Origin of the sequence: Pseudomonas sp. 13B_2.1_Bac1 (assembly GCF_025466155.1) — a bacterium.
Lineage (GTDB): Bacteria > Pseudomonadota > Gammaproteobacteria > Pseudomonadales > Pseudomonadaceae > Aquipseudomonas > Aquipseudomonas aylmerensis.
Map to the genome: position 1 here is coordinate 192,901 of NZ_JANLOH010000115.1, position 21,957 is coordinate 214,857.

Genomic DNA, 21,957 nt, shown 5'->3' on the forward strand with positions numbered 1-21,957 from the left:
AATCAAAACCGGGCGAGGTCGCCGTAAATCCGTTCGATACGCACCCAGGCCTCGGTGGCCTGGGCGGTTGCCGTGAGGTATTGGGTGCGGGCCGCAATCAGCGTGCGCTGGGCGTCCAGCACCTCGAGGAAGTTGAACTTGCCCATTTCAAAGCCCCGCGTGGCGCTGTCCACCGCGCTTTGCGCTGCTGGCAGGATCTGCTGGTTGAACGCGCGCACTTCGGTATTGGCGGTGTGCCACAGGTCCAGGGCCTGGCGGATTTCAGTGCGCAAGCGCAGTTCGGCGGCGTTACGCAGGTCGCGGGCCTGGTCGGCGCGGCGGCTGGCGGCGAGGACATTGCCCTGGTTGCGATTGAACAGCGGGATCGGCATCGACACGCCCACCAGGTTGACCCGCTCGCGCACGCTGGCGTCGTACTGGCTGCCGATGGACACATCCAGGTCGGGAATACGCTGGGCTTTTTCCAGGCCCACGCTGGCTTCGTTCTGCAGGATCTGCAGTTCGGCCAGGCGCAACTCGGCGGTCTGTTCCAGGCGCGCGAGCAATTGATTCGCCGGCGGTAATGAAGGGGTGGACTGAGGCTGTGTGGCGACGGCCTGGAAGTCGGTCGACGCGCTGCCGGTACTCGCGGCCAGACGGCGGTAGGCGTCGGTGAGGCCCATCTGCGCGCGGTTGAGTTCGAGGCGGATCTCTGACAGCTGCACCTGGGCGCGCGTGGCCTCCACCGGCGAAGACTTGCCAGCGCTGACGCGGCCGTTGGCGACCACCAGGCCACGCTCGGCCAATGCCATGGAACGTTGCGCCAGGTCGAGGCGTTCCTGGGCGCGAAGGGCGCCGTAATAGCTGTCGATCACCTCGGCGCGCAGCATGTTGCGCCGCTGCTCCAGGGTCAGCGCCGCGGCGTCCTGGGCGCGCGTGGCCACGTCAATGCGTGCACCGCGCTTGCCGCCCAACTCGAGGGTCTGGCTCAGTTTGATCGTGGTGGTGCGCGTATCGCGCCGCGTGTCTTCGGCATCCCAGGACGCCACCGGGTTGGGGATCAAGCCCGCCTGCTGACGACCGCCTTCGGCGATGTCGATGTCCCACTGCGCGGCGGCAAGGTCAGGGTTATTGGCGAAGGCGGTTTGCAGCGCTGCATCGAGGGTGAGGGTCTGCGCCTGGGCCACCGCAGCGACGCCCCACAACGCCACCGCCCCCAACAGTGTTCTAACAGAAATTGCCATAACGAAAGTTCCACGCCCATGAAGTCGCTGAGGTTTCCCAGCGGGGGGCAATGTAGCTTTCGGTACTTATCAGGGCGGTGGGCAGAACATTACAAATCCGTTAGCCAGGATCAGGCGTGCACCTCGTCATGTTCGTCATGCGCAAAACCGTCGCCTTCGACTTGGACGGTAGCGTGGGAAATATCGAATTGTTCATGCAGCATTTCCGTCACCTGGCTGAGGATCTTGTGCTCAGTGTCCAGCGCCAAATCGGTCACCAGATGTGTGCTCAGCACGTTTTTGCCGCTGGTCAGCGCCCAGATGTGCAGGTCATGCACATCCTTGACCCCGGGAATGGCGCGAATGGCCTGCTCCACCTGGTCGATATCGATACCGTCCGGCACGCCTTGCAGCAGTACATTCATGCTTTCCTTGAGCAAGCTCCAGGTGCGCGGCAGTACCCAGAAGCCGATGGCTGCCGCCACCAGCGAGTCGACCCAACCCCAGCCCGTCAACATGATCACCACCGCCGCGATCATCACGCCGATGGAGCCGAGCATGTCGCTCCAGACTTCCAGGTAGGCGCCCTTGACGTTCAAGCTCTCGCCGCTGGCAGCGCTGAGCAGGCGCATGGCAATCAGGTTGACGATCAGCCCCAGCACCGCAATCACCAGCATGCCGGTGGACTGGATTTGCGCAGGTGCCTGTAGCCGTTGATAGGCCTCATACAGAATGTAAAACGCCACGGCGAAAAGCAGCAGTGCATTGAAAGCGGCTGCCAGGATTTCAAACCGCGCATACCCAAAGGTGCGCTTGCGGTCGGCGGCGCGCTTGGCGACCTGGATGGCCACCAGCGAAATCGCCAGGGCCAGGGCGTCGGTCATCATGTGGGCTGCGTCGGACAGCAGCGCCAGGCTACCGGTGACAAAGGCGCCGATGACTTCGGCAATCATGAAGCTGGTGGTCAGCCCCAGGGCGAACCATAACTTGCGCTCGTGGCCCGCGCGGACTTGGGCGTGGCTGTGTCCTGCACTCATGAGCAACCCTCGTGATGTTGTTGGCGGCAGGCGCTGGCGTGCCGGCTCCCACAGGTGTGTGGGTGAGCATAGAGCTATAGGCCCGACTCATTGCCATAGGTTGCACAATTGTCATCGGCGGGCCATTGGCACGTTATTGTCGAGCGCACCAAAATCGCACAGGTACGCTCTGGAACCGTTGTATCAGGTATGCTTTTCGAGCAGGAAACAAAAAGAAACAATTTCCCCAACCTGTTCGATAAGGAGTCCCGTTTTGGAGTTATCGACTGCCGCGTGGATGGTTCACGACACCCGCCTCATGTTCTGCGTCCTGTTGGCCATCGCCAGCATCATCGTGCTGATCAGCGCGACCAAGTTGCCACCATTTCTGTCGATCCTGATCGGCACCTTTATCGCCGGGGTCGGTGCCGGACTGCCGCCGGAAGAAGTGGCCAAGGCCTTCAGCAAAGGCGCCGGGGCGATCCTCGGTGAAGCAGGGATCATCATTGCCCTGGGCTCTATGCTCGGCGCATTGATGGCGGAATCCGGCGCCGCCGACCGCATCGCCACCACCCTGCTGGGGTTGGGCAAAGGCAAGTCGCTGCCATGGGTGATGGCGCTGGTGGCGATGGTGATCGGGCTGCCGTTGTTCTTCGAAGTGGGCCTGGTGATGATGGTGCCGATCATCTTTGTGATGGCCAAGCGTTCGAACCAGCCGCTGCTGAAAATCGCCATCCCGGCGCTGGCGGGCATGACCACCCTGCACGCCTTGATGCCACCGCACCCCGGGCCGCTGATTGCAGTGAGCGCGTTGCACGCCGACCTCGGCCTGACCATGCTGCTGGGCTTCTGCCTGGCGGTGCCGGCGGTGATCCTCGCCGGCCCGCTCTACGGCAACTGGCTGTCCAAGCGCCTGCACGTGGATGAGCCGGCCGACATCGGCGCGCTGTTCAGTGCACCGCCCAAGGCGCCGCGCCAGCCGAGTTTTGGCGTGTCGCTGTTGATCATTCTGTTGCCGGTGATTCTGATGCTCGGCAGCACCTTGGCCAAAGTCGCCCTGCCGGCGGAAAGCACCGTGGGCCTGACCCTGAAATTCCTCGGTGAACCGCTGATCGCCCTCGGCCTCGCGGTGATAGCCGCCGTGATCTGCCTGGGCTGGGCCGCCGGCATGCCGCGCGCCGAAGTCGGCAACACCCTGCGCAAGGCCCTCGCGCCCATCGCCGTGTTGCTGCTGACCATCGGCGCCGGCGGCGGCCTCAAGCAAACCCTGCTCGACGCTGGCGTCAGCCAGACCATCAGCAAAGTCGCCGAAGGCGCCCACATGCCGTATCTGTTGCTGGCCTGGTTGATTGCCGTGGCGTTGCGCCAGGCCACCGGCTCGGCGACGGTCGCCACGACCACCACCGCCGGTATTCTCGCGCCGATGATGGCCGGGTTGGCCGCCACCCAGAGTTCATTGGTGGCACTGGCGATTGGCGCCGGCTCGGTGTTCTTCTGCCACGTCAACGACGCCGGGTTCTGGATGGTGCGTGAGTACTTTGGCCTGCAGTTGAAGCAGACGATCTGGGTGTGGTCGGTGTTGCAGACGATTGTGTCGGTCGTCGGCCTGATCGGTACCCTGCTGCTCTGGCACTTTTTGACCTGAGTTTCAGCCAACCAGGGTGTGGCGCTTGCCGAACAGCGCCACACTTCCCACCCCCACCGCGCCCATCACCACGCAATACCCCACGCAAATCCAAGGGCTGGTTGGCATCAGCGCAATCAGCAGCAGCGGCGTAGTGCTCGCCCACAGTGCATAGGCGATGTTGTAGGTGAAGGAAATTCCCGACACCCGCACTGGCGCCGGAAACAGCCCGACCATCACCGACGGCACCGCGCCCACCACCCCGCAACTCAAGCCCGCCACGGCGTAGGCCGCGCCGAGCCACACACCCCCGTTGATCAGGCTGGCGTAGAGCAGCGCGACCCCCAGCGGCAGCAACAGGCTGTAGACCCGCACCGCGCGCCAGGCGCCGATGCGGTCCACCAGCAGGCCGGCGAGGATGCAGCCGATGTTCAGGAAGACGATGCCCAGTGCGCTCAAGGCGAAGGTGTGGCTGGGGCTCATGCCGAAGGTTTTCTGCATCATGGTCGGGGTGATGACCACCAGCACGACCACGGCCGAGGTGAGCACGCAGGTGAGGACCATCGCCGGCAGCAGCACGGCGCGATGGTCGCGCAGTACCGTGCGCAGCGGCAGTTCGGCAGCCGCGTGGCGGCGGGCCTGCATTTCGAGGAATACCGGGGTTTCACTCAGCCAGCGGCGCAGCCACACGCCAATCACGCCGAACACACCGCCGAGCAGGAAGGGAAAACGCCAGGCGTAGTCGAGGATTTCGGCCGGGGTGAAGACTTGCGCCAGCAGCGTCGCGGTCAGCGCACCGAGCAGGTAGCCAAAGGTCAGGCCGGCCTGCAGGAAGCCCAAGGCGTAGCCGCGATGGTGCGGCGGCGCGTGCTCGGCGACGAACGTCCAGGCGCTGGGGACTTCACCGCCGACCGCGGCGCCTTGCAGCACCCGCAGCACGAGCAGGATCAGCGGCGCGAAATAACCGATTTGCGCGTAGGTGGGCATGATCCCGATCAGCAGGCAGGGCAACGCCATCATCAGGATGCTCAGGCTGAACACGCGCTTGCGCCCCAGGTGGTCGGCAAAGTGCGCCATCAGGATGCCGCCCAGCGGGCGTGCCAGGTAGCCGGTCACGAAGATCCCGAAGCTTTGCAGCAGGCGCAGCCACTCGGGCATTTCCGGCGGGAAAAACAGCTGGCTCAGGGTCAGCGCGAAGAATACGAAGATGATGAAGTCGTAGATTTCCAACGCGCCACCGAGGGCGGCCAGGCCCAGGGTTTTGTAGTCGGAGCGGGAAAAACGCTGCGCCTGTGGAGAAAAGGTGGCAGTCATGTGATGGCTCGGCAGACAAACAAAATGGCGTGCAGGTTATGAGCTGGGCCGGATGATGGCAATCGCGGCAGATATATTTGTTTTCCTCATGGATCGATGAAGATAACTGCATTCCCATATGAATGGCCGTAGCGGAACATGCCGTAAAACTGCCAACACCATAATAAATACAAGAGGAAAGACTCGTGGCCGATGCTATCGAAGAAAGCCGCTATGCCCGATTTGCCCTGCGTTGTTCCAATTTCGCCGAACGCTGGTTCCCCGACTCCTGGGTGTTCGCCGCCCTCGCCGTGATCATCGTCGCCGTGGCGACCCTGGGCATGGGCGCCGCGCCGACCGAGGCCGCCAAGGCCTTTGGTGATGGGTTCTGGAGCCTGATTCCGTTCACCATGCAGATGGCCTTCGTGGTAATCGGCGGCTACGTGGTTGCCAGCTCGCCGCCGGCGGTCAAGCTGATCGACCGCCTGGCGCGCATCCCGAAGAACGGCCGCTCCGCCGTGGCCTGGGTGGCGTTGATTTCGATGGTGGCGTCGCTGCTCAACTGGGGCTTGTCCCTGGTGTTCGGCGGTTTGCTGGTGCGCGCACTGGCGCGTCGTACGGACTTGCGCATGGACTACCGCGCAGCCGGTGCGGCGGCCTATCTGGGCCTGGGCGCGGTGTGGGCGCTGGGGCTGTCGTCGTCGGCCGCGCAACTGCAGGCCAACCCGGCCAGCTTGCCGCCGTCGATCCTGTCGATCACCGGGATGATCCCGTTCACCGAGACCATCTTCCTGTGGCAATCCGGCGTGTTGCTGCTGGCGCTGATCGTGGTCTCGCTGATCATCGCCTACGCCACCGCCCCGGGCCCGAACAGCGCGCGTGACGCCAAGGCCTGCGGCGTCGACCCGGCCTTCAACCTGCCCAAGCCGCAGCCTCCCACTCGCCCGGGCGAATGGCTGGAACACAGCCCACTCCTGACCATCCTGCTGGCGCTGCTGGCGGCCGGCTGGCTGTTCCATGAGTTCTCGACCAAACCGGCGATCAGTGCGATCTCCGGGCTGAACACCTACAACTTCCTGTTCATCATGGTCGGCGCCCTGCTGCACTGGCGCCCGCGCAGCTTCCTCGACGCAGTGGCCCGCGCCGTGCCGACCACCACCGGGGTGCTGATCCAGTTCCCGCTGTACGGCTCGATCGCCGCCCTGATGACGGTGGTCAAGGGCGGCGACGGCCAGACCCTGGCGCACCATATCTCGACTTTCTTCACCTCCATCGCCTCCCATGACACCTACGCCCTGCTGATGGGCGTGTACTCGGCGGTGCTGGGCTTCTTCATCCCGTCGGGCGGCGGCAAGTGGATCATCGAAGCGCCCTACGTGATGCAAGTGGCCAACGACCTGCAATACCACCTGGGCTGGTCGGTGCAGATCTACAACGCGGCCGAGGCGCTGCCGAACCTGATCAACCCGTTCTACATGCTGCCGCTGCTCGGGGTATTGGGGCTGAAGGCGCGAGACTTGATCGGCTTTTCGTTCGTGCAACTGCTGGTACACACGCCGCTGGTATTGTTCCTGCTATGGGCGCTCGGGACGACACTGAAATATCTACCCCCTGTCATCCCTTAGGTCACAGCTACAAGCTTCAAGCTTCAAGCCTCAAGCCTCAAGCCTCATGCTGGTAGCTTGTAGCTGACTTAATTCCGTCACATTGCGTTGCTACCGTCCTGCGAAATATCTTGCAACAATCTCTAGCAAGGACTCCCCGCAATGAGTGACGAGCACGAAGACCGCCCTGCCCCAGATTCCGCAGCCCAACCGCCGGTAGACACCAGCCGCCGGCGCTTCCTCGGGGGCGCGGCGGTATTGGGGGTCGGCGCGACCTTGAGTGCTTGTGGCAATACCGGCGAAGCCCCGGGCAAGCCGGTGACGCGGCCACTGACCCCGCAGGAGTTGGATAAGGCGTTGCGCGACCAGGTGAAAACCGTGGTGGTGATCTACGCCGAGAACCGCAGCTTCAACAACCTGTTTGCGGATTTCCCCGGCCTGGAGAAGCCGCTGTCGGCCCTTTCCGCCGCCCAATACCAGCAGCGCGATCGCGATGGCAATCTGTTGACCACCCTGCCCCCGGCTTGGGGCGGCGTGCTGCAAGTCGGCCCGCAAAGCGTGGATGGGGTGACTTACCCCAACGAGGTGCAGTTCCAGGAAAACCTGCCCAACGCGCCGTTCGCCCTCAAGGGTCCAAATGCCGAGGACCTGCCCCTGAGCCTGGTGACCCGCGACTTGTGGCACGTGTTCTACCAGAACCAGATGCAGATCAACGGCGGCAAGAATGACGGTTTCGTCGCCTGGGGCGATTCCGGCGGCCTGGTGATGGGCCATTACGCGCAGAGCCGCTATTCCCTGCGCCTGTGGGACGTGGCTAAGGAGTTCGTGCTCTGCGATAACTTCTTCCAGGGCGCGTTCGGCGGCTCGTTCCTCAACCACCAATACCTGATCAGCGCGACCGCGCCGTTTTATCCAAATGCCGCGCAATCGGTGGCCAAGGCGCAGATTGCCACGCTGCAAAGCGAGGACCCCACCGACCCGCGCCTCAAGCCGCTGGACAAGTCCCCGGCCAGCGCCATGACCGGCCCGCCGCAGTTCGGCCCCAGTGCGCTGACGCCGGACGGCTACGGCGTGAACACCTTGGCTCCGCCCTACTGGCCGACCTGGATCCGCGACCCGGAAAACCCGGACTATTCCAAACCCGACCTGCCCAACGTGCTGGTGCCGCAAACCCACGAGCACATCGGCGACAAGCTGTCGGAAAAGAACATCGACTGGGCCTGGTACGCCGGCGCATGGCAGGCCACGCTGGAGCAGTTCAAGGATTCGGGCGGCATCCCGAAAATCCCCAACTTCCAGTATCACCACCAGCCGTTCAACTACTTCAAGCAGCAAGGCCCCGAGCACCGCGCAGAGCGTGACAAGCGTCTGCGTGACGGCGGCTTGGGCGATGAGTCCAGCACCAACAAGTTCTTCGCCGACGCCCAGGCGGGCAAGCTGCCGGCCGTGAGTTTCTACAAGCCGCAGGGCAACCTGAATATGCACGCCGGCTATGCCGACGTGGCCTCGGGCGACCGGCATATCGCCCGTGCGTTGAAGGTGTTGCAGGAAAGCCCGCAGTGGAAAAACATGGTGGTGGTGGTGACAGTCGATGAAAACGGCGGCTGGTGGGACCACGTGGCGCCGCCCAAGGGCGACCGCTGGGGCCCGGGCACGCGGATTCCAGCACTGGTGGTCTCACCCTTTGCTCGCAAAGGCACGGTCGACCATACGGTCTACGACACCGCGTCGATCCTGCGGCTGATTACGCGGGTTTTCCAGTTGGAGACGCTCGACGGTCTCAAGCAGCGCGATGACGCGATGATCGCCCGCGGCCAGAAACCCATGGGTGACCTGAGCAATGCATTGCAGTTCAACGTGTAGGTTTCTTATCCAATAGCGACACGCCTGGCGATTTAGCACGCGTTTTCCTGGTCAGCCGCTACTGTTTGAGGGGTGGCGCTTTCATCCCGCGCAGACGGGCCTTCGCTGACAAGGAATCAAGCATGTTTAAACCGACCAGGCTGTCCTGCACCCTGGCCGCACTGCTGGCGAGTGCGGTCGTACAGGCTGATATCGAGGTACCACTGGGCAGCACGCAACGCGTCACCCAGTTGTTCGCCTTCCCCAACAATTGCAACGTGATCTGCTTTCGGCCATGGACGCTGGAGCAGACCGTGGAGCATTACCTGAACCAGAGCCTGCAGCGTGACGGTTACAGTCGGGCCAAGGTCAGTGTGAAGACGCATGACGGCCAGGTCTCGGCCACCTTCAGCGGTGTGCCCGACGACTATGGCAAGCCACTCACCGCACTGCTCGACACCGCCGACCTCGCCTACCAGGGCGCCAGCAAGCTCAACAGCGACGGCAAGTGGGCCTACAACTGGTACCTGTTCCTGCCGCTGGGCATGGCCCTGGAAAAGCGCAAGAGCATCGAGTTGCTGCACTTCCCTCCGGATTACTCGCTGACCCTGGCCCAGGACTACCTGGAATCGGCCACCTCCGACCGCTGGGCCACGTTGCTCACCGACAATGGCGTGCCGGCCGGCGAAACCCCGGCCTACCAGACCATCATCGATATCGCGCCCATTGCAGCCCCTTCCACGGCGGGCAAGGACCTGGAAAACGTCTATGGCTACTTCACCGACTACCAGACGCGCATGGTCCGGGAGCTGAGCCTGCCGGCCAACGGCTCGTTACCGATGGTGGCGTTCGGTTCGCCGGTGCGCGCCTGGGTCAAGCAACAATACGGGCCGTCCGTGGCGGTACTGGGCCTTGTGCAGATCAGCCCGGCCGCAGGCAAGAGTGTCTCGGTACTGGGCGCCAATCACCCGAGCTACATCTGGTATGCGGCGGACCCGGCCAGCTATGACGGCAATGAACAGAAAGCCGATGAAGCCGGCCTGACGGTGATGGGCCAGGACCTGAGCGCAGCCTGCTGGCAGGCCGGGATGGGCCAGAAACCGGCGAGTGATCCCAATGTGCTGCTCAAGGCCTGCATGAACACGTGGCAGGTCACGCGCAAGGAGCAGACCTGCGAGCTGTTCTATACCTCGGTGCGCAACCTGTCGCCGGAAAAGGCGAATGCCAAATGCGCCACGCCCGCGATCAAAGCGCAGCTCAGGCAGCTGAAGAATGCCGCCCCCGCCCCGGAAATAAGCGTCCCCGCCCTATAAACCGCACAAAAAAAATCCGCTGGCTACTGTCAGGTTTGACAGTAGCCAGCGGATCGATCTTCGGCGAATCTTGTGCCGCCCCCATCTGCTGCAAGACTGGTAGTCAGCCACCATCCGCAGGTCCATGCAGCCCACCAAGGAGAGTCATGAAAACTCAGGCCATGGATAAGGCTAAAACGGCGGCAAATGACTGCCTGTACCCCTTCAAGACACTGCTCGTTGAGCAAGGCTATCCGTCGTACCAGCATTTCCAGGTCATGCAGGGTAGCGACAGTACCGGCAGCGGGGTCAAGGCACGCATCGCGTTTGACGGGCGCATGCGAATTGCCCAGGTCTCCGGCTACGCCGTGAGCGAGCGGCGCCCGCACACGTTGCAACTGTCGCCGCGCATCCATTTATACGACTGCTGGTTCTGCGGCCTGCTCAGGCACTCGTGCAATCCGAATGTGTTTTTCGACACCACCTACCTGGAACTCTGGACCGTACAGCCCATAGGCGCCGGCACCCTGTTGACCCTGGATTACGCCAGCACCGAGGATGCGTTGTTCCGGCAGTTCAAGTGCCAATGCGGCGAACTGAACTGCCGGGGCTGGATCACCGGTCGCGACGAACCCCTGAATGCCGAGGGCCAGCAGTTCATGGTGCAGTGGCGCGAGCGCAAACGGCCTTAGGCTTCGCCCAAGGGGCGCAGGCGATACTGCGGCGGCAGTTGCTCTAAACCACTGATGGTGGTGTTCAAGCTCTTCCAGCGGCCGTCCTTGATGCCATAGATGCAGCCATGGATCGACAGGCTCTGCCCACGGTGCCAGGCATTTTGCACAATGCTGGTGTGGCCGACGTTGGCGACTTGCTGGATCACGTTGAGCTCGCACAGACGGTCGACGCGCTCCTCTTCGGTAGGCAACTGCGCCAGCACGTCACGGTTTTCGTAGTAGAGGTCGCGAATGGTGCGCAACCAGCCATCGATCAGGCCGAACTGGCGGTCCTGCATCGAGGCGCGCACGCCGCCGCAGCCATAATGGCCAGTGACGAGGATGTGTTTGACCTTGAGTACGTCGACGGCGTACTGGATCACCGACAGGCAATTGAGGTCGGTGTGCAGCACCACGTTGGCCACGTTGCGGTGCACGAACAGATCGCCCGGCAGCATGCCGACGATCTCGTTGGCCGGTACGCGGGCGTCGGAGCAGCCGATCCACAGGTATTCCGGGGTCTGCTGGCGGGCGAGCTTGGCGAAGAATTCGGGATCTTCCTGTTTGATCGCATCCGCCCAGCGTTCATTGTTATCAAGCAGGTCTTGTAGTTCGTTCATCAGGGAAAGCCTCAGGAATGATGCGCAGCTTTGACAGACGACCGCTCGTCCGGGTCACGCCGCCGCGAAAGAATACCGATTGCCAATTAGCTTGAATCTTTAGCGAACGACGCCTGTCCACACACTATAAGCCCCACAGTATGAGGATTGGCCATGACTGAATCACGACGTCCCTACGGCGCTACGCAGCCGGAACCGATTGATGACAACGAAGACCGCATGGGCGAGATGCGCGAGCTGGACTTTGACCAGGAAGAGCCGACGGCGGAGATCGGCGAGGAAATCCCCCGCCGTGAGCGTGAGCACCTGATGCCCGACGAGCGGGTGCGCGAGGCCGGATTGACCGGGGCTTCAACCGATGATCATGAGTCGACGGACGATGACATGAGCCCGGAGACGCTGATCCATGAGGACGGCGCGCGGGATGCCCAGGAAGCCGGCGAAGGTGAGCAGGCGGATTGGGACCTGAGCATCGTCGATGAAGACGAGATTGGCGGCGGCAATGGCCTGGATGAGGCTGAGCTGGCGGATATCGACCCGGTAGACGGCAACCGCTGATACACCGTCAACCTGTAGAAGCCCGGCTTGCCGGCGAGTGCGTCGTTGAGATCGCCATCGCCGGCAAGCCGGGCTCTTGCATCAATCGACCAGGGTGCAGGCCATCACGACCGCATCTTCACGGCCACCCACTGCCGGGTAATAATCCCGACGACGGCCGATTTCATTGAAGCCATAGCGTTCATACAGGCGAAACGCGCCGGTATTGCTGTCGCGCACTTCCAGGAAACATTCGCGGGCATTGGCGGCATAGGCGCGGGACATCAGGTGTTCCAGCAGCGCCAGGCCGAGGCCACGCCCCTGGTTTTCCGGTTTGACGGTGATGTTCAGCAAATGCGCCTCATCGAGGATGATCTGCACCACGCCGTGGCCCACCTGCTGCTCGCCTTCGAACATCAGCCAGATCTGGTACTTGCCCAGCCCGTCGAGAAAGATCCCGCGGGTCCAGGGATGGCTGAACGCCGCGTATTCGATTTTCAGCACGGCGTCGAGGTCAGCCTCGGTCATCGGGCGGAAGGATAAAGCCTCACTCATCGGTTGTTTTCCAGCGCGCCATCAGCCGGCGCATGGCTTGCCAGACATCAGCCTTACGCTGTGGCTCTTCCATTAATAATTCCAGGCCCGGCAGGGCCCACACCGAGCCCAGGCCCTCGACCTGCAGCTCGCGGTACCAGGACTCGGCATTCGCTTCGCCGGCAAACCGTACGGCGGGCAGCCCGATCAGCCACAGGCACACGCAGGGTTCATCCTCCAGGCGCGCCGAGACAAAACCCTGGACAAAATCCCGCGCGGCTTCCGGGCCCTGGTCCATGGTGCCGCGTACCAACAGCGGCCAGCGCACCGGATCGCCGACGATCTGCGGACTGTCGGGCAGGCCGGCGGCGCGCAGCATGTCCTTGAGCAGCATGTAGGCAGGATCGCGCGTCTGGAAACGCTCGCCGGTGGGCAATTCCACCAGCAGCAGGCAACGCCCGGCGCGCAGCAATTGCAGGGCAAAACGCGGCGGCGGCACCACCGCAGCCTTGACCACCGGCGCGGCTTCTTCGGCCACCACCGGCTTGGCCACCGGTGACGGGCGTGGCACTTCGATCTTGGCCCGCTCGACCGCCGCACGCGCCTCGGGAGCGGGCTTGACCACCGCGACCGGCGCGGCAGCCTCCTCGCCGGACGCTTCCAAGGCCTCATAGGGCTCGAACGCCTCCAGCAGCTCGGGCCGCGACGGCGCGGCAAACGGCAGTTCGGTGCGGGGCAGCCAATTGACCACCTGCATGGCGGTCAAGTAAGCGCGACGTCGGGACTCGATAAGCACAGCTCGGCCACTTGTGGATAAGTTAAGAGCGGGGATTCTACCGCTGTTCGGTAACAATCGCCCACTGCGCACTGACCGGCTGTGGATAAATCCCGCGTCCGATGCAGTACAATCGCGACTTTTAATCGCCAACCAGCCGGCCATTCCCATGATCGAACCCAAGCGCGTCCTGCGCGCCCTCGCCGAACACTGGGCCCTACTCGAGCCACTGTGCGAACACTTCGACCAAGGCACCCTGAGCCTCGGCGAGCTGCGTGCGCAACTGGCCGCCCAACAACTGGACAGCACGCCCCAGGACATCACCAGCCTGCTGGACGTGTGGATTCGCCTGGATATCCTGGTGCCTGTCGCCAAGAGCCCGAACCGTTTCGAGCTCAACGCCCAGATCCATGACTTCCTCGCCTATCTTCGCAAGGAGCACCGGCTTGGCCTGTGCCTGGAAATCGAAGCCTACCTGCGCCACCTCGAGCGCCTGGCCGGTTACATCCAGGACGCCTTCGACATCCGTGATGGCCATGACCTGGCCCGCCAACTGCGCCTGCTGGATATGCGCGTGCGCGACGTGCTGAAAAAACTCGCCAACGACGAACAGGCCCTCGCCGCCGTGGCCGACCGCGCCAAGACCAGCGACCGGCAGATCCCGTTGCGCCAGCGCTACGCCGAAGTACTGGCGACCTGGGATGAATACGTCGAACCGATGATCCAGCTGGTGAACGCCGACGGCGCCTTCGAACAAGGCGTGCGCAAGGTCGAGAACGTGCTGTTGCGCATGCTCACCGAGCAGCAGCGCCTCGGCCACCTGGTGGACGACGACATGCTGCTGCGCACCCACGCGCGCATCCTCGAAATGCAGACCAGCGCCCAGCTGACGTTGCGCCATGCCCGCGAGCTGCTGCTGCCGCTGCGCGAAGAAGCGCGCCGGCACAACGCCGTGACCCGTGGCGCGGCGCTGGCCTTGTCGGCCATCCGCCGCAAGGGCCTGGACGCCGTGCCGCAGGCGGCGATGCCGATGTTTACCCGGCCGCAAAGCACCTTCCTCGGCAGCGCCAGCCAGGTCGAGGCCTATGTGTATGCCCTGGCGAATTTCGAGCCGAAACCGGCGCGTTTCCCCAAGGCGCACAAATCCCACAAGGGCGACGCCCAGCGTGCACCGCGCACGGTCAAGGAAATGCTCGAGCGCTGCGAAGACGCGCTGCCGATGCCGGACCTGATGACCTGGCTGCTGGAGCAGGAACCGGACGGTGCCACCGACGAATTGCTGTACTGGTTCTCACGCCTGTCCCGCGAAAAACGCTTCAAGCGCGAACGCCTGGAACGCCGCGATTACCACACGCACGAGCACCAGGTCAGCCTGCGCTCATTCGCCCTGCTCCCGGCTACGCCCGACGCCGCCGAGAACTCTGCGAGCACCGCTAATGTAAGGACTTCGCATGCATCTTGATCTATCCGAACTGTCCCAGCTGGCGCCGATCTTCCGCGAGCTGTTCAAGGGTTACCACGTCAGCCGCCGCGACCCGGAACTGTACGCGCAACTGTCGAACTTCCAGGACCAGTACCGCACGCTGTTCAAGGCCCTGGGCTTTGAGCTGGTGTGTGACACCCGTGGTTTCTACTACTTCGTGCCGGACTCGGCGATTGCCAGCGCACAGGTCAACAAGACTGCCCAGCGCCTGGCGTTGTTCACCTTCATCATCGTCGAGCACCTGGCCGACCAGGGCCGTGACCCGATCGCCGTGCTCGACGGTGGCAGCCTCGGCCGCGATGAACTGCCATCGCTGCTGGAGAAGTACCGCGACCTTTTTATCCAGGCCGAAGTGCAGACCCAGGAAGAGCTCGAAGAAAAAATCATGCGCCGCATGACCCAACTGGGTTTTGCCAGCGAAGACAACGGTATCTATCGCTTCCTGCCGCCGATGCACCGCTTCCTCGATGTGTGCCTGTCGGTGCAACAGGACCGCGACCTCGCCGCCAGCGTGCACAGCGTGTTGCCGCTGCCGGCACCGGTGATCATCGACGAAGACAGCGATGAAAAACTGCTGAAGACCGATGACCCGCTGGATCTCAGCGACTTTGCCGACGAAAGCGAAGAAGACGCCCTGGCCCGCGCCATTGCCGAAGAACAGGAGACCGATGCATGAGCAAGGAACGCTACGGCATCCGCCGCTTTGCCCTATTGAACACCGCCGGCTACAGCTTGGGCCTGTTCCCGCTGGAAGAGCCGCTGTCGGTGTATGGCGCGAACAACCTGGGTAAATCCGCCTCGATCAACGCCCTGCAGTTCCCGATCCTGGCGCGCATGTCGGACATGAGTTTCGGCAAGTACACCCTGGAACAATCGCGGCGCTTTTACTTCGCCACCGACACCAGCTACATCCTCGTGGAAGTGTCCCTGCCCCACGGCCCTCACGTGATCGGCGTGGTCGGGCGCGGTCCGGGCGGCGGTTTCGGTCACCAGTTCTTTGCCTATGCCGGCAAGCTCGACCTGGCGCATTACCAGAAGAACGATACCTGCCTGCGCCAGAAAGAGCTGTTCACCAACCTTGAGCGCGAAGGCCTGAAAGCCTACGAACTCAAGCCGGATGAACTGCGCCGTTTGCTGGTCGGCGGTCATACGTCGATCCCGCTGGACTTGACCTTGATCCCGCTGCGTTCCACCAGCGAGCAGAGCCTGAAGACCTTCCGCGCGCTGTTTATCAACCTGCTGCACATGCGCGAAATCACCGCGGCCAAGCTCAAGCAGCTATTTCTCGATGCATTCGAACACAGCTTGCGTTCGGGCAGCGTGGACTACATCGCGGCGTGCGAAGAAGCCTTCCGCGACGTGCGACGCATGGAACAGGACTACCACTCGCTGGTGGCCGCCGGCCCGCTGGTCGAGGCGCTCTCCAATGGCGTGAAACAGCGCGACATCCTGCGCGGCAAGCTGCATCGGCTGTCGCCGCTGCTGGACTCGCTGCTGGGCACCTGGTCGGACTACGCCAGTGCACGCAAGGAAGAGCTGACGATCCAGGCCGAACACTACCGCAACGAGCAGGATGCGCTGCAGAACGACCAGCGTGGCGGCACCCAGGAGCTGATGCGCCTGGAGCGCGAGATCAGCGGCATCCAGCGCTGGCTGGGTGAGCTGTCGGTGCTCAAGCATCGCTTCGCCCTGGTGGATGACGTCAAGGTGCTCGAGCAGCAACTGCTGGCGGCCAAGGATGCTCACGACGAACTGGCGGGCGCCCTGGCGCAGTCGCGGCAGTTCAGCGCCGAAGATCTCGACGAGCGCTTGCGCGACCTGGAAAAACGCCTGAAGTCGGTCAAGCAGCAGCTCGATCATGCGGACAACAACAGCTACGCCAAACTGCGCGAAGAATTCTCACAGCAGGATGTCGAGCGCCTGATGCGCCTGTTCAACAGTTCGTTGTTCAGCCTGCCATTGGGTGAGCATGGCATCACGCTGGACGAGGACGGGCAGTGGGTCAAATCCCTGGAGCTGATCCTCGATGGCTTCAAGGGCGAGCGCTTCGAAGTGCCGGGCCTGTCCATCGACATCTCGCACATCGAGCCACCGGCCTTGCAGGCCCTGGCGGATCGCGCGGCACTGCGCGACCAGAAAGAGCGCCTGGAAAAAGAACTCAAGCAACTCAAAACCCAGCAGGCCGTAGCCTCTGACCGCGCCGCGAGCAAGACTCAGACCGAGGCGCTGTATCAGCAGGTGCTGGACGCGCAGAAGGCGCTGGAAGACTTCCGCCGCGCGCACACCCTGAGCGCCGAAGAAGACGAGAAACTGGAAAGCCTGGCGCAGATGGAAGCCGCGCAGGATGAGCTGAAGCGCTCCAGTGATGCCTTCACCGAGCGTGTCCAGCAACTGTCGGCCAAGCTGCAACTGGTCGGCCGGCAAATCGGTGATATGGAAGCCAAGCAACGCACCCTCGACGACGCACTGCGCCGCCGCCAGCTGTTGCCAGCAGACTTGCCATTCGGCACGCCGTTCATGGACCCGGTCGACGACTCCATGGACAACCTGCTGCCGCTGCTCAATGACTATCAGGACAGCTGGCAAGGCCTGCTGCGCGCTGATGGCCAGATCGAAGCGCTGTACGCCCAGGTGCGCCTCAAGGGCGTGGCCAAGTTCGACAGCGAGGATGACGTCGAACGTCGCCTGCAACTGCTGATCAACGCCTATGCCCACCGCACCGACGAAGCCCTGACCCTGGGCAAGGCCCGCCGTGCGGCGGTGACCGACATCGCGCGGACCCTGCGCAATATCCGCAGTGACTACGACAGCCTGGAACACCAGCTGGCGCTGTTCAACCGCGAGATCAACAAGCGCCAGGTGTCCAACCTGCAAAGCTTCCGCATCGTGCTGGCGCCGAACAAGGAAGCCCTCAAGCATATCGACCAGATCATCCACAGTGCCGGTCAGTATGAAGAAGGCGAGACCCTGTCGGTGTTCGACCTCAGCCAGAGCGCCGAGCAGGACAACAAGAACGAAGAGGCCAAGGAATACCTGGCCCGCCTGGTGGCCGCCAACCATAACCAGCTGGGCCTCAAGGACCTGTTCGAACTGGCGTTCGAGATCACCAAGGTGCATGGCCAGCCGGTGATCCACACCGACATCGACGGCGCGGCATCCAACGGCACCACCATGACCATCAAGGCACTGACCAACATGTACTTGTTGCTGCACTTGATGGACCGTGACCAGGCCGGGCGCGTGCGCTTGCCGTACTACCTCGACGAGGCCGCGGATATCGATGAAAAGAACCAGGCAGCGCTGCTCGAAACCAGTCTGCAATTGGGCTTTGTGCCGATTCTCGCCAGTGTGAAACCGCAAGTGTCTGCGCAAGTGGCGATCGACCTGGAAGGCGGTAGCGGGCCGAATGGGATCTACATTGATGAGGCGGACTGGAAGTACATCCGTCGTCACGATGTGGTGAAGGCGACGGTGAATGTGCAGGCGGACGAGCCGGAGCTGGATGAAGTCTGATCGGCTGCAGTGAAATGCAAAAAGGCCGCGATCTTATGGATCGCGGCCTTTTTTTTGGTGTTGCTGAGGGTCTCATCGCGGGCAAGCCCGGCTCCCACTGTTGACCGGGTTTTCCTATAGGAATGCAGTCGAATGTGGGAGCCGGGCTTGCCCGCGATAGCCTCGCCTCGGTTTACTTGCCGAGCGGAATTTTAGGCGCCCAAGTCAGCCATTCCTCTTCGAACTTGTCGAACAGCGGAAAGGTTTGCTGCGGCCGTGCGGCGTTGCCCATGCGCTCGCCGTCTGGCGTGGCGAAAGCGATACCGCCGGAGACCAGGGTCTCCAACGACTCGGTGCGTACCGTCGCGCCTTTGAACAGGCCAAAATCGAGACCGAAACCGCTGGTGTTCCAGAAGCGGCTGCCACCGCGTACCAGCGGCGCGTACTTCGGCTCGATCAGGATGTGGATCAGCACGCGGTCGGCGGTCTGGCCCAACTCGTAGCCGGTGACTTTGCCCACGGTGACTTCGCGGTAAGTCACCGGTACGCCTTCTTTCAACGAACCACGCCGTGCGGCACTGAGTGTCAGGCTCAGGCCTGCCTCTTGGTGGACCGCTTCAGGCGGCTGATCCAGCGCGACAAAGCTCTTCTGTGGACCGGCATTTTTCGCCGCCGGCTGCACCTCGATGTACTGCCCGGTAACCAGGGTTTCCAGGTTGGAGGTTTTCATCAGGCCCAGCTCAGGCTTTACCACCCAGAACTGGCTGCCGACACGCGCGATGCGATCCGCCACTTGGGTGATGCGCGCGCTGAGCAGCACCGACTGCAAATCGGCGCTCAGGTCGACGCTCTCGATCTTGCCGACATCCAGGCCTTTGAAACGCACCGGGGTGCCAGGACGCATGCCATCGGCGCGGTCGACCTTGATGGTCACCAGGGTGCCGCGTTGATTGGCGGCCTCGCGATCGGCAAAGAGACGGAAGCGCGGGATGCGCTTTTTCAGCGGCACATTGGGTTCCGGGGTTTCGAAGGCGATACCGCCGGCCATCAAGCTGGCCAGGGATTCACTTTTCACCTGGATGCCGCCAGTGAGCCCGCCGGTCAGGGTGACGCCGCTGGCATTCCAGAAACGCGTCGAGCCGTTGACCAGGTTTTCGTATTCCTTCTCGATATGAACGCCGATCACCAGTTGCTTGTTCTTGCGCGAGAACTGATAGCTCTGCACCGAACCGACCTTGACCTGTTTATAGAGAATCGGGCTACCGACATCCAGGGAGCCGAGGTTGTCAGTGAACAGCACCATGTGCAGGCCTGGGGAACGCAGATCCAGCGGCGGTGCCTTGGCCCGCGCAACGAATTCGCGTTGCGGCGCGCTGCCTTTGTCACCAGGGCGAATGGCGATGTAGTTACCCTTGACCAGGGCTTCCAGCCCGGTGATGCCCGCCAGGGAGATGGAGGGTTTGACCACCCAGAACTGGGTGTCCTGCACCAGGTAGTCTTCGGCCAATGGGTCGAGCGTCAACTCGGCATTGGCGCTGGACAGGTCAGGGTCGATCTTCAAGGTTTTCAGGCTGCCGACCTGGATGCCTTTGTACATGACGGGCGTACGGCCAGCCTGCAGGCCTTCGAAGTCGGTGAGTTTGACCTTGACCTTGATGCCAGCAGCGGCGGCGTCGAAGTCTTCATACAAGCGGAACGGCAGGCTCGGATCAGTCGGCGGGCTGTCCTTGCGGTTCTCCGGCGTGGCGAAGGCAATACCGCCGGCGACGATACTGGAGAGCGATTCACTGCGTACTTTCACGCCGGAAAGGTTGGCGTCGATGCTGATGCCGCTGGCGTTCCAGAAACGTGTGTGTTTGCGCACCAGGCTCGCGTAGGTCGGCTCGATGTAGACCTTGATCTCTACGGTGCTCTGGTCCTCGGAAAGCAGATAGCTTTTGACCTGGCCAACCTGGATCTGTTTATAGAACACTGGACTGCCACGGTTCAGCGAGCCGAGGCGATCGGCCTTGATCGTCAGGTGCAGGCCGGGCTTGGCGTCTGACAACGGCGGCTCTTCGGAGAGCGCCTTGAATTTGCGCGTGGGCTCACCATCACCCGGGCTGGCGGCGATGTAATTACCCGACACCAAGGTTTCCAGGCCTGTAATACCGGCGAGGCTGACACTCGGCTTGACCAGCCAGAAGCGCGTATTGGTCTTGAGATATTGGTCGACGTCCTTGTTCATCTCAATGGTGGCAATCACCCCACGGTTACTGCCCTCGTCGTCCAGGGCCAAGGTCTTGACCTTGCCCACGGACATGCCTTTGTAGACCACTTCCGTTTTGTTGGCCTGGATACCTTCGCCACTTTCAAAGCGCACCTGGATCTCGATGCCCTGTTGGGAATAGGCGCGCCACCCCAACCAACCGCCGATGATCAGGGCAATCAGGGGTAACACCCAAATGGCCGACCAGTTGGAGGCCGGGCGGGTTTTAGCTTTAGGCAAATCACTCATGGTCGTCGTCCGACTCCGTGTTATCCCAAATCAGTCGGGGATCGAAAGTTACTGCGGCAAGCATCGTCAAGATCACCACACTGGCGAACGCCGCGGCGCCGAGGTTTGCCTCGACACTGGCAAGTCGCCCAAAGTTTACAACCGCCACCAGGATGGCGATCACGAAGATATCCAGCATGGACCAACGTCCAATGAATTCGATGAAGCGGTACATCACAATGCGCTGTTGCGCGGACAGCGGTTGGTGGCGCTGTACAGAGAACAGTAGCAGGCCAATGCCTACCAGCTTGAACGTGGGCACCAGGATACTGGCGATAAATACCACCGCCGCGATGGGAAACATACCGTGCTGCACCAACTGGATCACACCGGCCATGATGGTACTGGGATCACCCTGGCCGAGGGAATTGATGGTCATGATAGGCAGCAGGTTGGCGGGGATATACAAAATGGCCGCCGTGATCAACAACGCCCAGGTGCGGGTGAGGCTGTTTGGACGCCGGGCATGGATCAGCGCACCGCAGCGAGTGCAGGTTTGCTCATCGGTGTCCGCTGCCTGTTTGTTCAACTCGTGGCATTCGGTACAAATCAGAATGCCTGCATCAATCGCCCGCATGATCATCCTCTCCTGACAACGCTTGCCAGACCTGGTGGGGCGACATCACCACCTCAAGCAGTACCTGAACCATTAATAGACTGACAAAACACACGAGCCCCAAGCCGACCGTGATAGAGGCCATGTCGGCGAGCTTTACGATCGCCACCAGTACGCCCATCAGGTAGACCTCCAGCATCCCCCAGTCTTTGAGGTGGTGGTAAATGCGGTACAGCAACAGCCCATAGCTGCGGCCCACCTTCCAACGAATACTGAGCAGGACTGCGAGCTGGCAGAGCAGCTTGAGCAAGGGAATCCCCATGCTGCACAGGAAGACAACGGCGGCGACGCCTTGCATGCCGGTATCAAACAAGCCGACCACGCCACTCCACACGGTGTCTTCCGAGGACTGCCCGAGTAGATTGAGCTGCATGATGGGCAAAAAGTTCGCGGGGATGTACAGCAACAGCGCCGCGAGCACCAAGGCGAGACTTCGCTCAACGACATTGTGGCGGTGAGCGTACAGCTCGTAACCGCAACGCGGGCATTGGGCTTTTTCGCCAAGGGCAAGCTTGGGTTTGCGCATCAGCAAGTCGCACTCATGGCATGCCACCAGGTCGTCCAGTGGTAAATCCGACACCTCAGGGGCATCAACCGGATCGGGCATAGATAGGGCTCTGACTCTAAAAAAGGTTAGGTGCCTATTCTAGTGGTCTGGTTCAGAAATAACTGTGCAAATTTGTCGGGGCTTGGGGACCCACATGGACATCCCGGATAGGGGGAGTCGCGGGGTTAGGACGGCTTGAGCTGATGGCGGGGGCTGCGGCGGCCAACTTAC

At 62.4% G+C, this 21,957-nt stretch carries 18 protein-coding genes; 9 read left to right on the plus strand and 9 right to left on the minus strand.

Annotated elements, in window-relative coordinates:
- Window positions 1-2: 2 nt before the first annotated feature.
- Entirely contained in the window at window positions 3-1,223 is a 1,221-nt protein-coding gene (locus tag NTD80_RS30805) for a TolC family protein (RefSeq protein WP_262135902.1), read from the minus strand.
- A gap of 110 nt (window positions 1,224-1,333) precedes the next feature.
- The gene (locus tag NTD80_RS30810) at window positions 1,334-2,239 is read right to left on the minus strand and encodes a cation diffusion facilitator family transporter (protein WP_201143485.1); all 906 of its coding nucleotides are present in this window, start codon (window positions 2,237-2,239) and stop codon (window positions 1,334-1,336) included.
- Window positions 2,240-2,492: 253 nt separating this feature from the next.
- Between NTD80_RS30810 and NTD80_RS30815 the strand changes: the two genes are divergently transcribed.
- On the plus strand, window positions 2,493-3,863 hold the full coding sequence (locus tag NTD80_RS30815; protein WP_106805243.1) for a gluconate:H+ symporter: 1,371 nt from the start codon (window positions 2,493-2,495) through the stop codon (window positions 3,861-3,863).
- Window positions 3,864-3,866: 3 nt separating this feature from the next.
- On the opposite strand, the gene NTD80_RS30820 is transcribed toward NTD80_RS30815, so the two are convergent.
- Window positions 3,867-5,156, minus strand: coding sequence for an MFS transporter (locus tag NTD80_RS30820; RefSeq protein ID WP_262135903.1), 1,290 nt, complete (start codon window positions 5,154-5,156; stop codon window positions 3,867-3,869).
- 185 nt (window positions 5,157-5,341) lie between these two features.
- Between NTD80_RS30820 and NTD80_RS30825 the strand changes: the two genes are divergently transcribed.
- From NTD80_RS30825 to NTD80_RS30840, 4 genes are all read left to right on the plus strand, one after another.
- Complete coding sequence (locus NTD80_RS30825; RefSeq protein WP_262135904.1) at window positions 5,342-6,760, plus strand: short-chain fatty acid transporter; 1,419 nt, start codon at window positions 5,342-5,344, stop codon at window positions 6,758-6,760.
- A 141-nt stretch (window positions 6,761-6,901) separates the two neighbouring features.
- The gene (gene acpA / locus NTD80_RS30830; protein ID WP_262135905.1) at window positions 6,902-8,602 is read left to right on the plus strand and encodes an acid phosphatase; all 1,701 of its coding nucleotides are present in this window, start codon (window positions 6,902-6,904) and stop codon (window positions 8,600-8,602) included.
- 122 nt (window positions 8,603-8,724) lie between these two features.
- Window positions 8,725-9,894 (plus strand): hypothetical protein, encoded by a 1,170-nt coding sequence (locus tag NTD80_RS30835; RefSeq protein ID WP_262135906.1) that lies wholly within the window; start codon window positions 8,725-8,727, stop codon window positions 9,892-9,894.
- Between the two features lie 146 nt (window positions 9,895-10,040).
- Entirely contained in the window at window positions 10,041-10,565 is a 525-nt protein-coding gene (locus NTD80_RS30840) for an SET domain-containing protein-lysine N-methyltransferase (RefSeq protein WP_262135907.1), read from the plus strand.
- On the opposite strand, the gene can is transcribed toward NTD80_RS30840, so the two are convergent.
- Window positions 10,562-11,206: a carbonate dehydratase gene (gene can / locus NTD80_RS30845; RefSeq protein WP_262135908.1), complete on the minus strand. Its 645-nt coding sequence runs from the start codon at window positions 11,204-11,206 to the stop codon at window positions 10,562-10,564. The two genes, NTD80_RS30840 and can, sit on opposite strands and share 4 nt — an antisense overlap.
- A 153-nt stretch (window positions 11,207-11,359) precedes the next feature.
- Between can and NTD80_RS30850 the strand changes: the two genes are divergently transcribed.
- Entirely contained in the window at window positions 11,360-11,764 is a 405-nt protein-coding gene (locus NTD80_RS30850; protein ID WP_106805246.1) for a serine kinase/phosphatase, read from the plus strand.
- A gap of 81 nt (window positions 11,765-11,845) precedes the next feature.
- Here the strand turns inward: NTD80_RS30850 and rimI are convergent, their stop codons facing one another.
- Both rimI and NTD80_RS30860 read right to left on the minus strand, forming a co-directional pair.
- A complete protein-coding gene (gene rimI, locus NTD80_RS30855; protein WP_003188286.1) occupies window positions 11,846-12,298 on the minus strand; it encodes a ribosomal protein S18-alanine N-acetyltransferase in 453 nt (150 codons plus the stop codon).
- Window positions 12,291-13,034 (minus strand): energy transducer TonB, encoded by a 744-nt coding sequence (locus NTD80_RS30860; RefSeq protein WP_262135916.1) that lies wholly within the window; start codon window positions 13,032-13,034, stop codon window positions 12,291-12,293. Before NTD80_RS30860 ends, rimI begins: the two co-directional genes overlap by 8 nt.
- Before the next feature lie 187 nt (window positions 13,035-13,221).
- On the opposite strand from NTD80_RS30860, the gene mksB reads away from it, so the two are divergent.
- Genes mksB through mksF form a run of 3 tightly spaced genes read left to right on the plus strand, consistent with a single transcriptional unit; the run spans window position 13,222 to window position 18,048 of the window.
- Window positions 13,222-14,514 carry an Mks condensin complex protein MksB gene (gene mksB / locus NTD80_RS30865; RefSeq protein ID WP_065900405.1) on the plus strand — a complete coding sequence of 431 codons (1,293 nt, stop codon included), beginning with the start codon at window positions 13,222-13,224 and terminating at the stop codon, window positions 14,512-14,514.
- Window positions 14,504-15,211, plus strand: a complete 708-nt coding sequence (gene mksE / locus NTD80_RS30870; protein ID WP_012722059.1) for an Mks condensin complex protein MksE — start codon at window positions 14,504-14,506, stop codon at window positions 15,209-15,211. Before mksB ends, mksE begins: the two co-directional genes overlap by 11 nt.
- Complete coding sequence (gene mksF / locus NTD80_RS30875; RefSeq protein ID WP_262135909.1) at window positions 15,208-18,048, plus strand: Mks condensin complex protein MksF; 2,841 nt, start codon at window positions 15,208-15,210, stop codon at window positions 18,046-18,048. Before mksE ends, mksF begins: the two co-directional genes overlap by 4 nt.
- Before the next feature lie 172 nt (window positions 18,049-18,220).
- On the opposite strand, the gene NTD80_RS30880 is transcribed toward mksF, so the two are convergent.
- The 3 genes from NTD80_RS30880 to NTD80_RS30890 are packed head-to-tail and all read right to left on the minus strand — an operon-like array spanning window position 18,221 to window position 21,786.
- The gene (locus NTD80_RS30880; protein WP_262135910.1) at window positions 18,221-20,524 is read right to left on the minus strand and encodes a PqiB family protein; all 2,304 of its coding nucleotides are present in this window, start codon (window positions 20,522-20,524) and stop codon (window positions 18,221-18,223) included.
- Window positions 20,517-21,140, minus strand: a complete 624-nt coding sequence (locus NTD80_RS30885) for a paraquat-inducible protein A (RefSeq protein WP_065900398.1) — start codon at window positions 21,138-21,140, stop codon at window positions 20,517-20,519. Before NTD80_RS30885 ends, NTD80_RS30880 begins: the two co-directional genes overlap by 8 nt.
- A complete protein-coding gene (locus tag NTD80_RS30890; protein WP_213554137.1) occupies window positions 21,127-21,786 on the minus strand; it encodes a paraquat-inducible protein A in 660 nt (219 codons plus the stop codon). The genes NTD80_RS30885 and NTD80_RS30890 overlap by 14 nt, the downstream gene beginning before the upstream one ends.
- Between the last annotated feature and the right edge of the window lie 171 nt (window positions 21,787-21,957).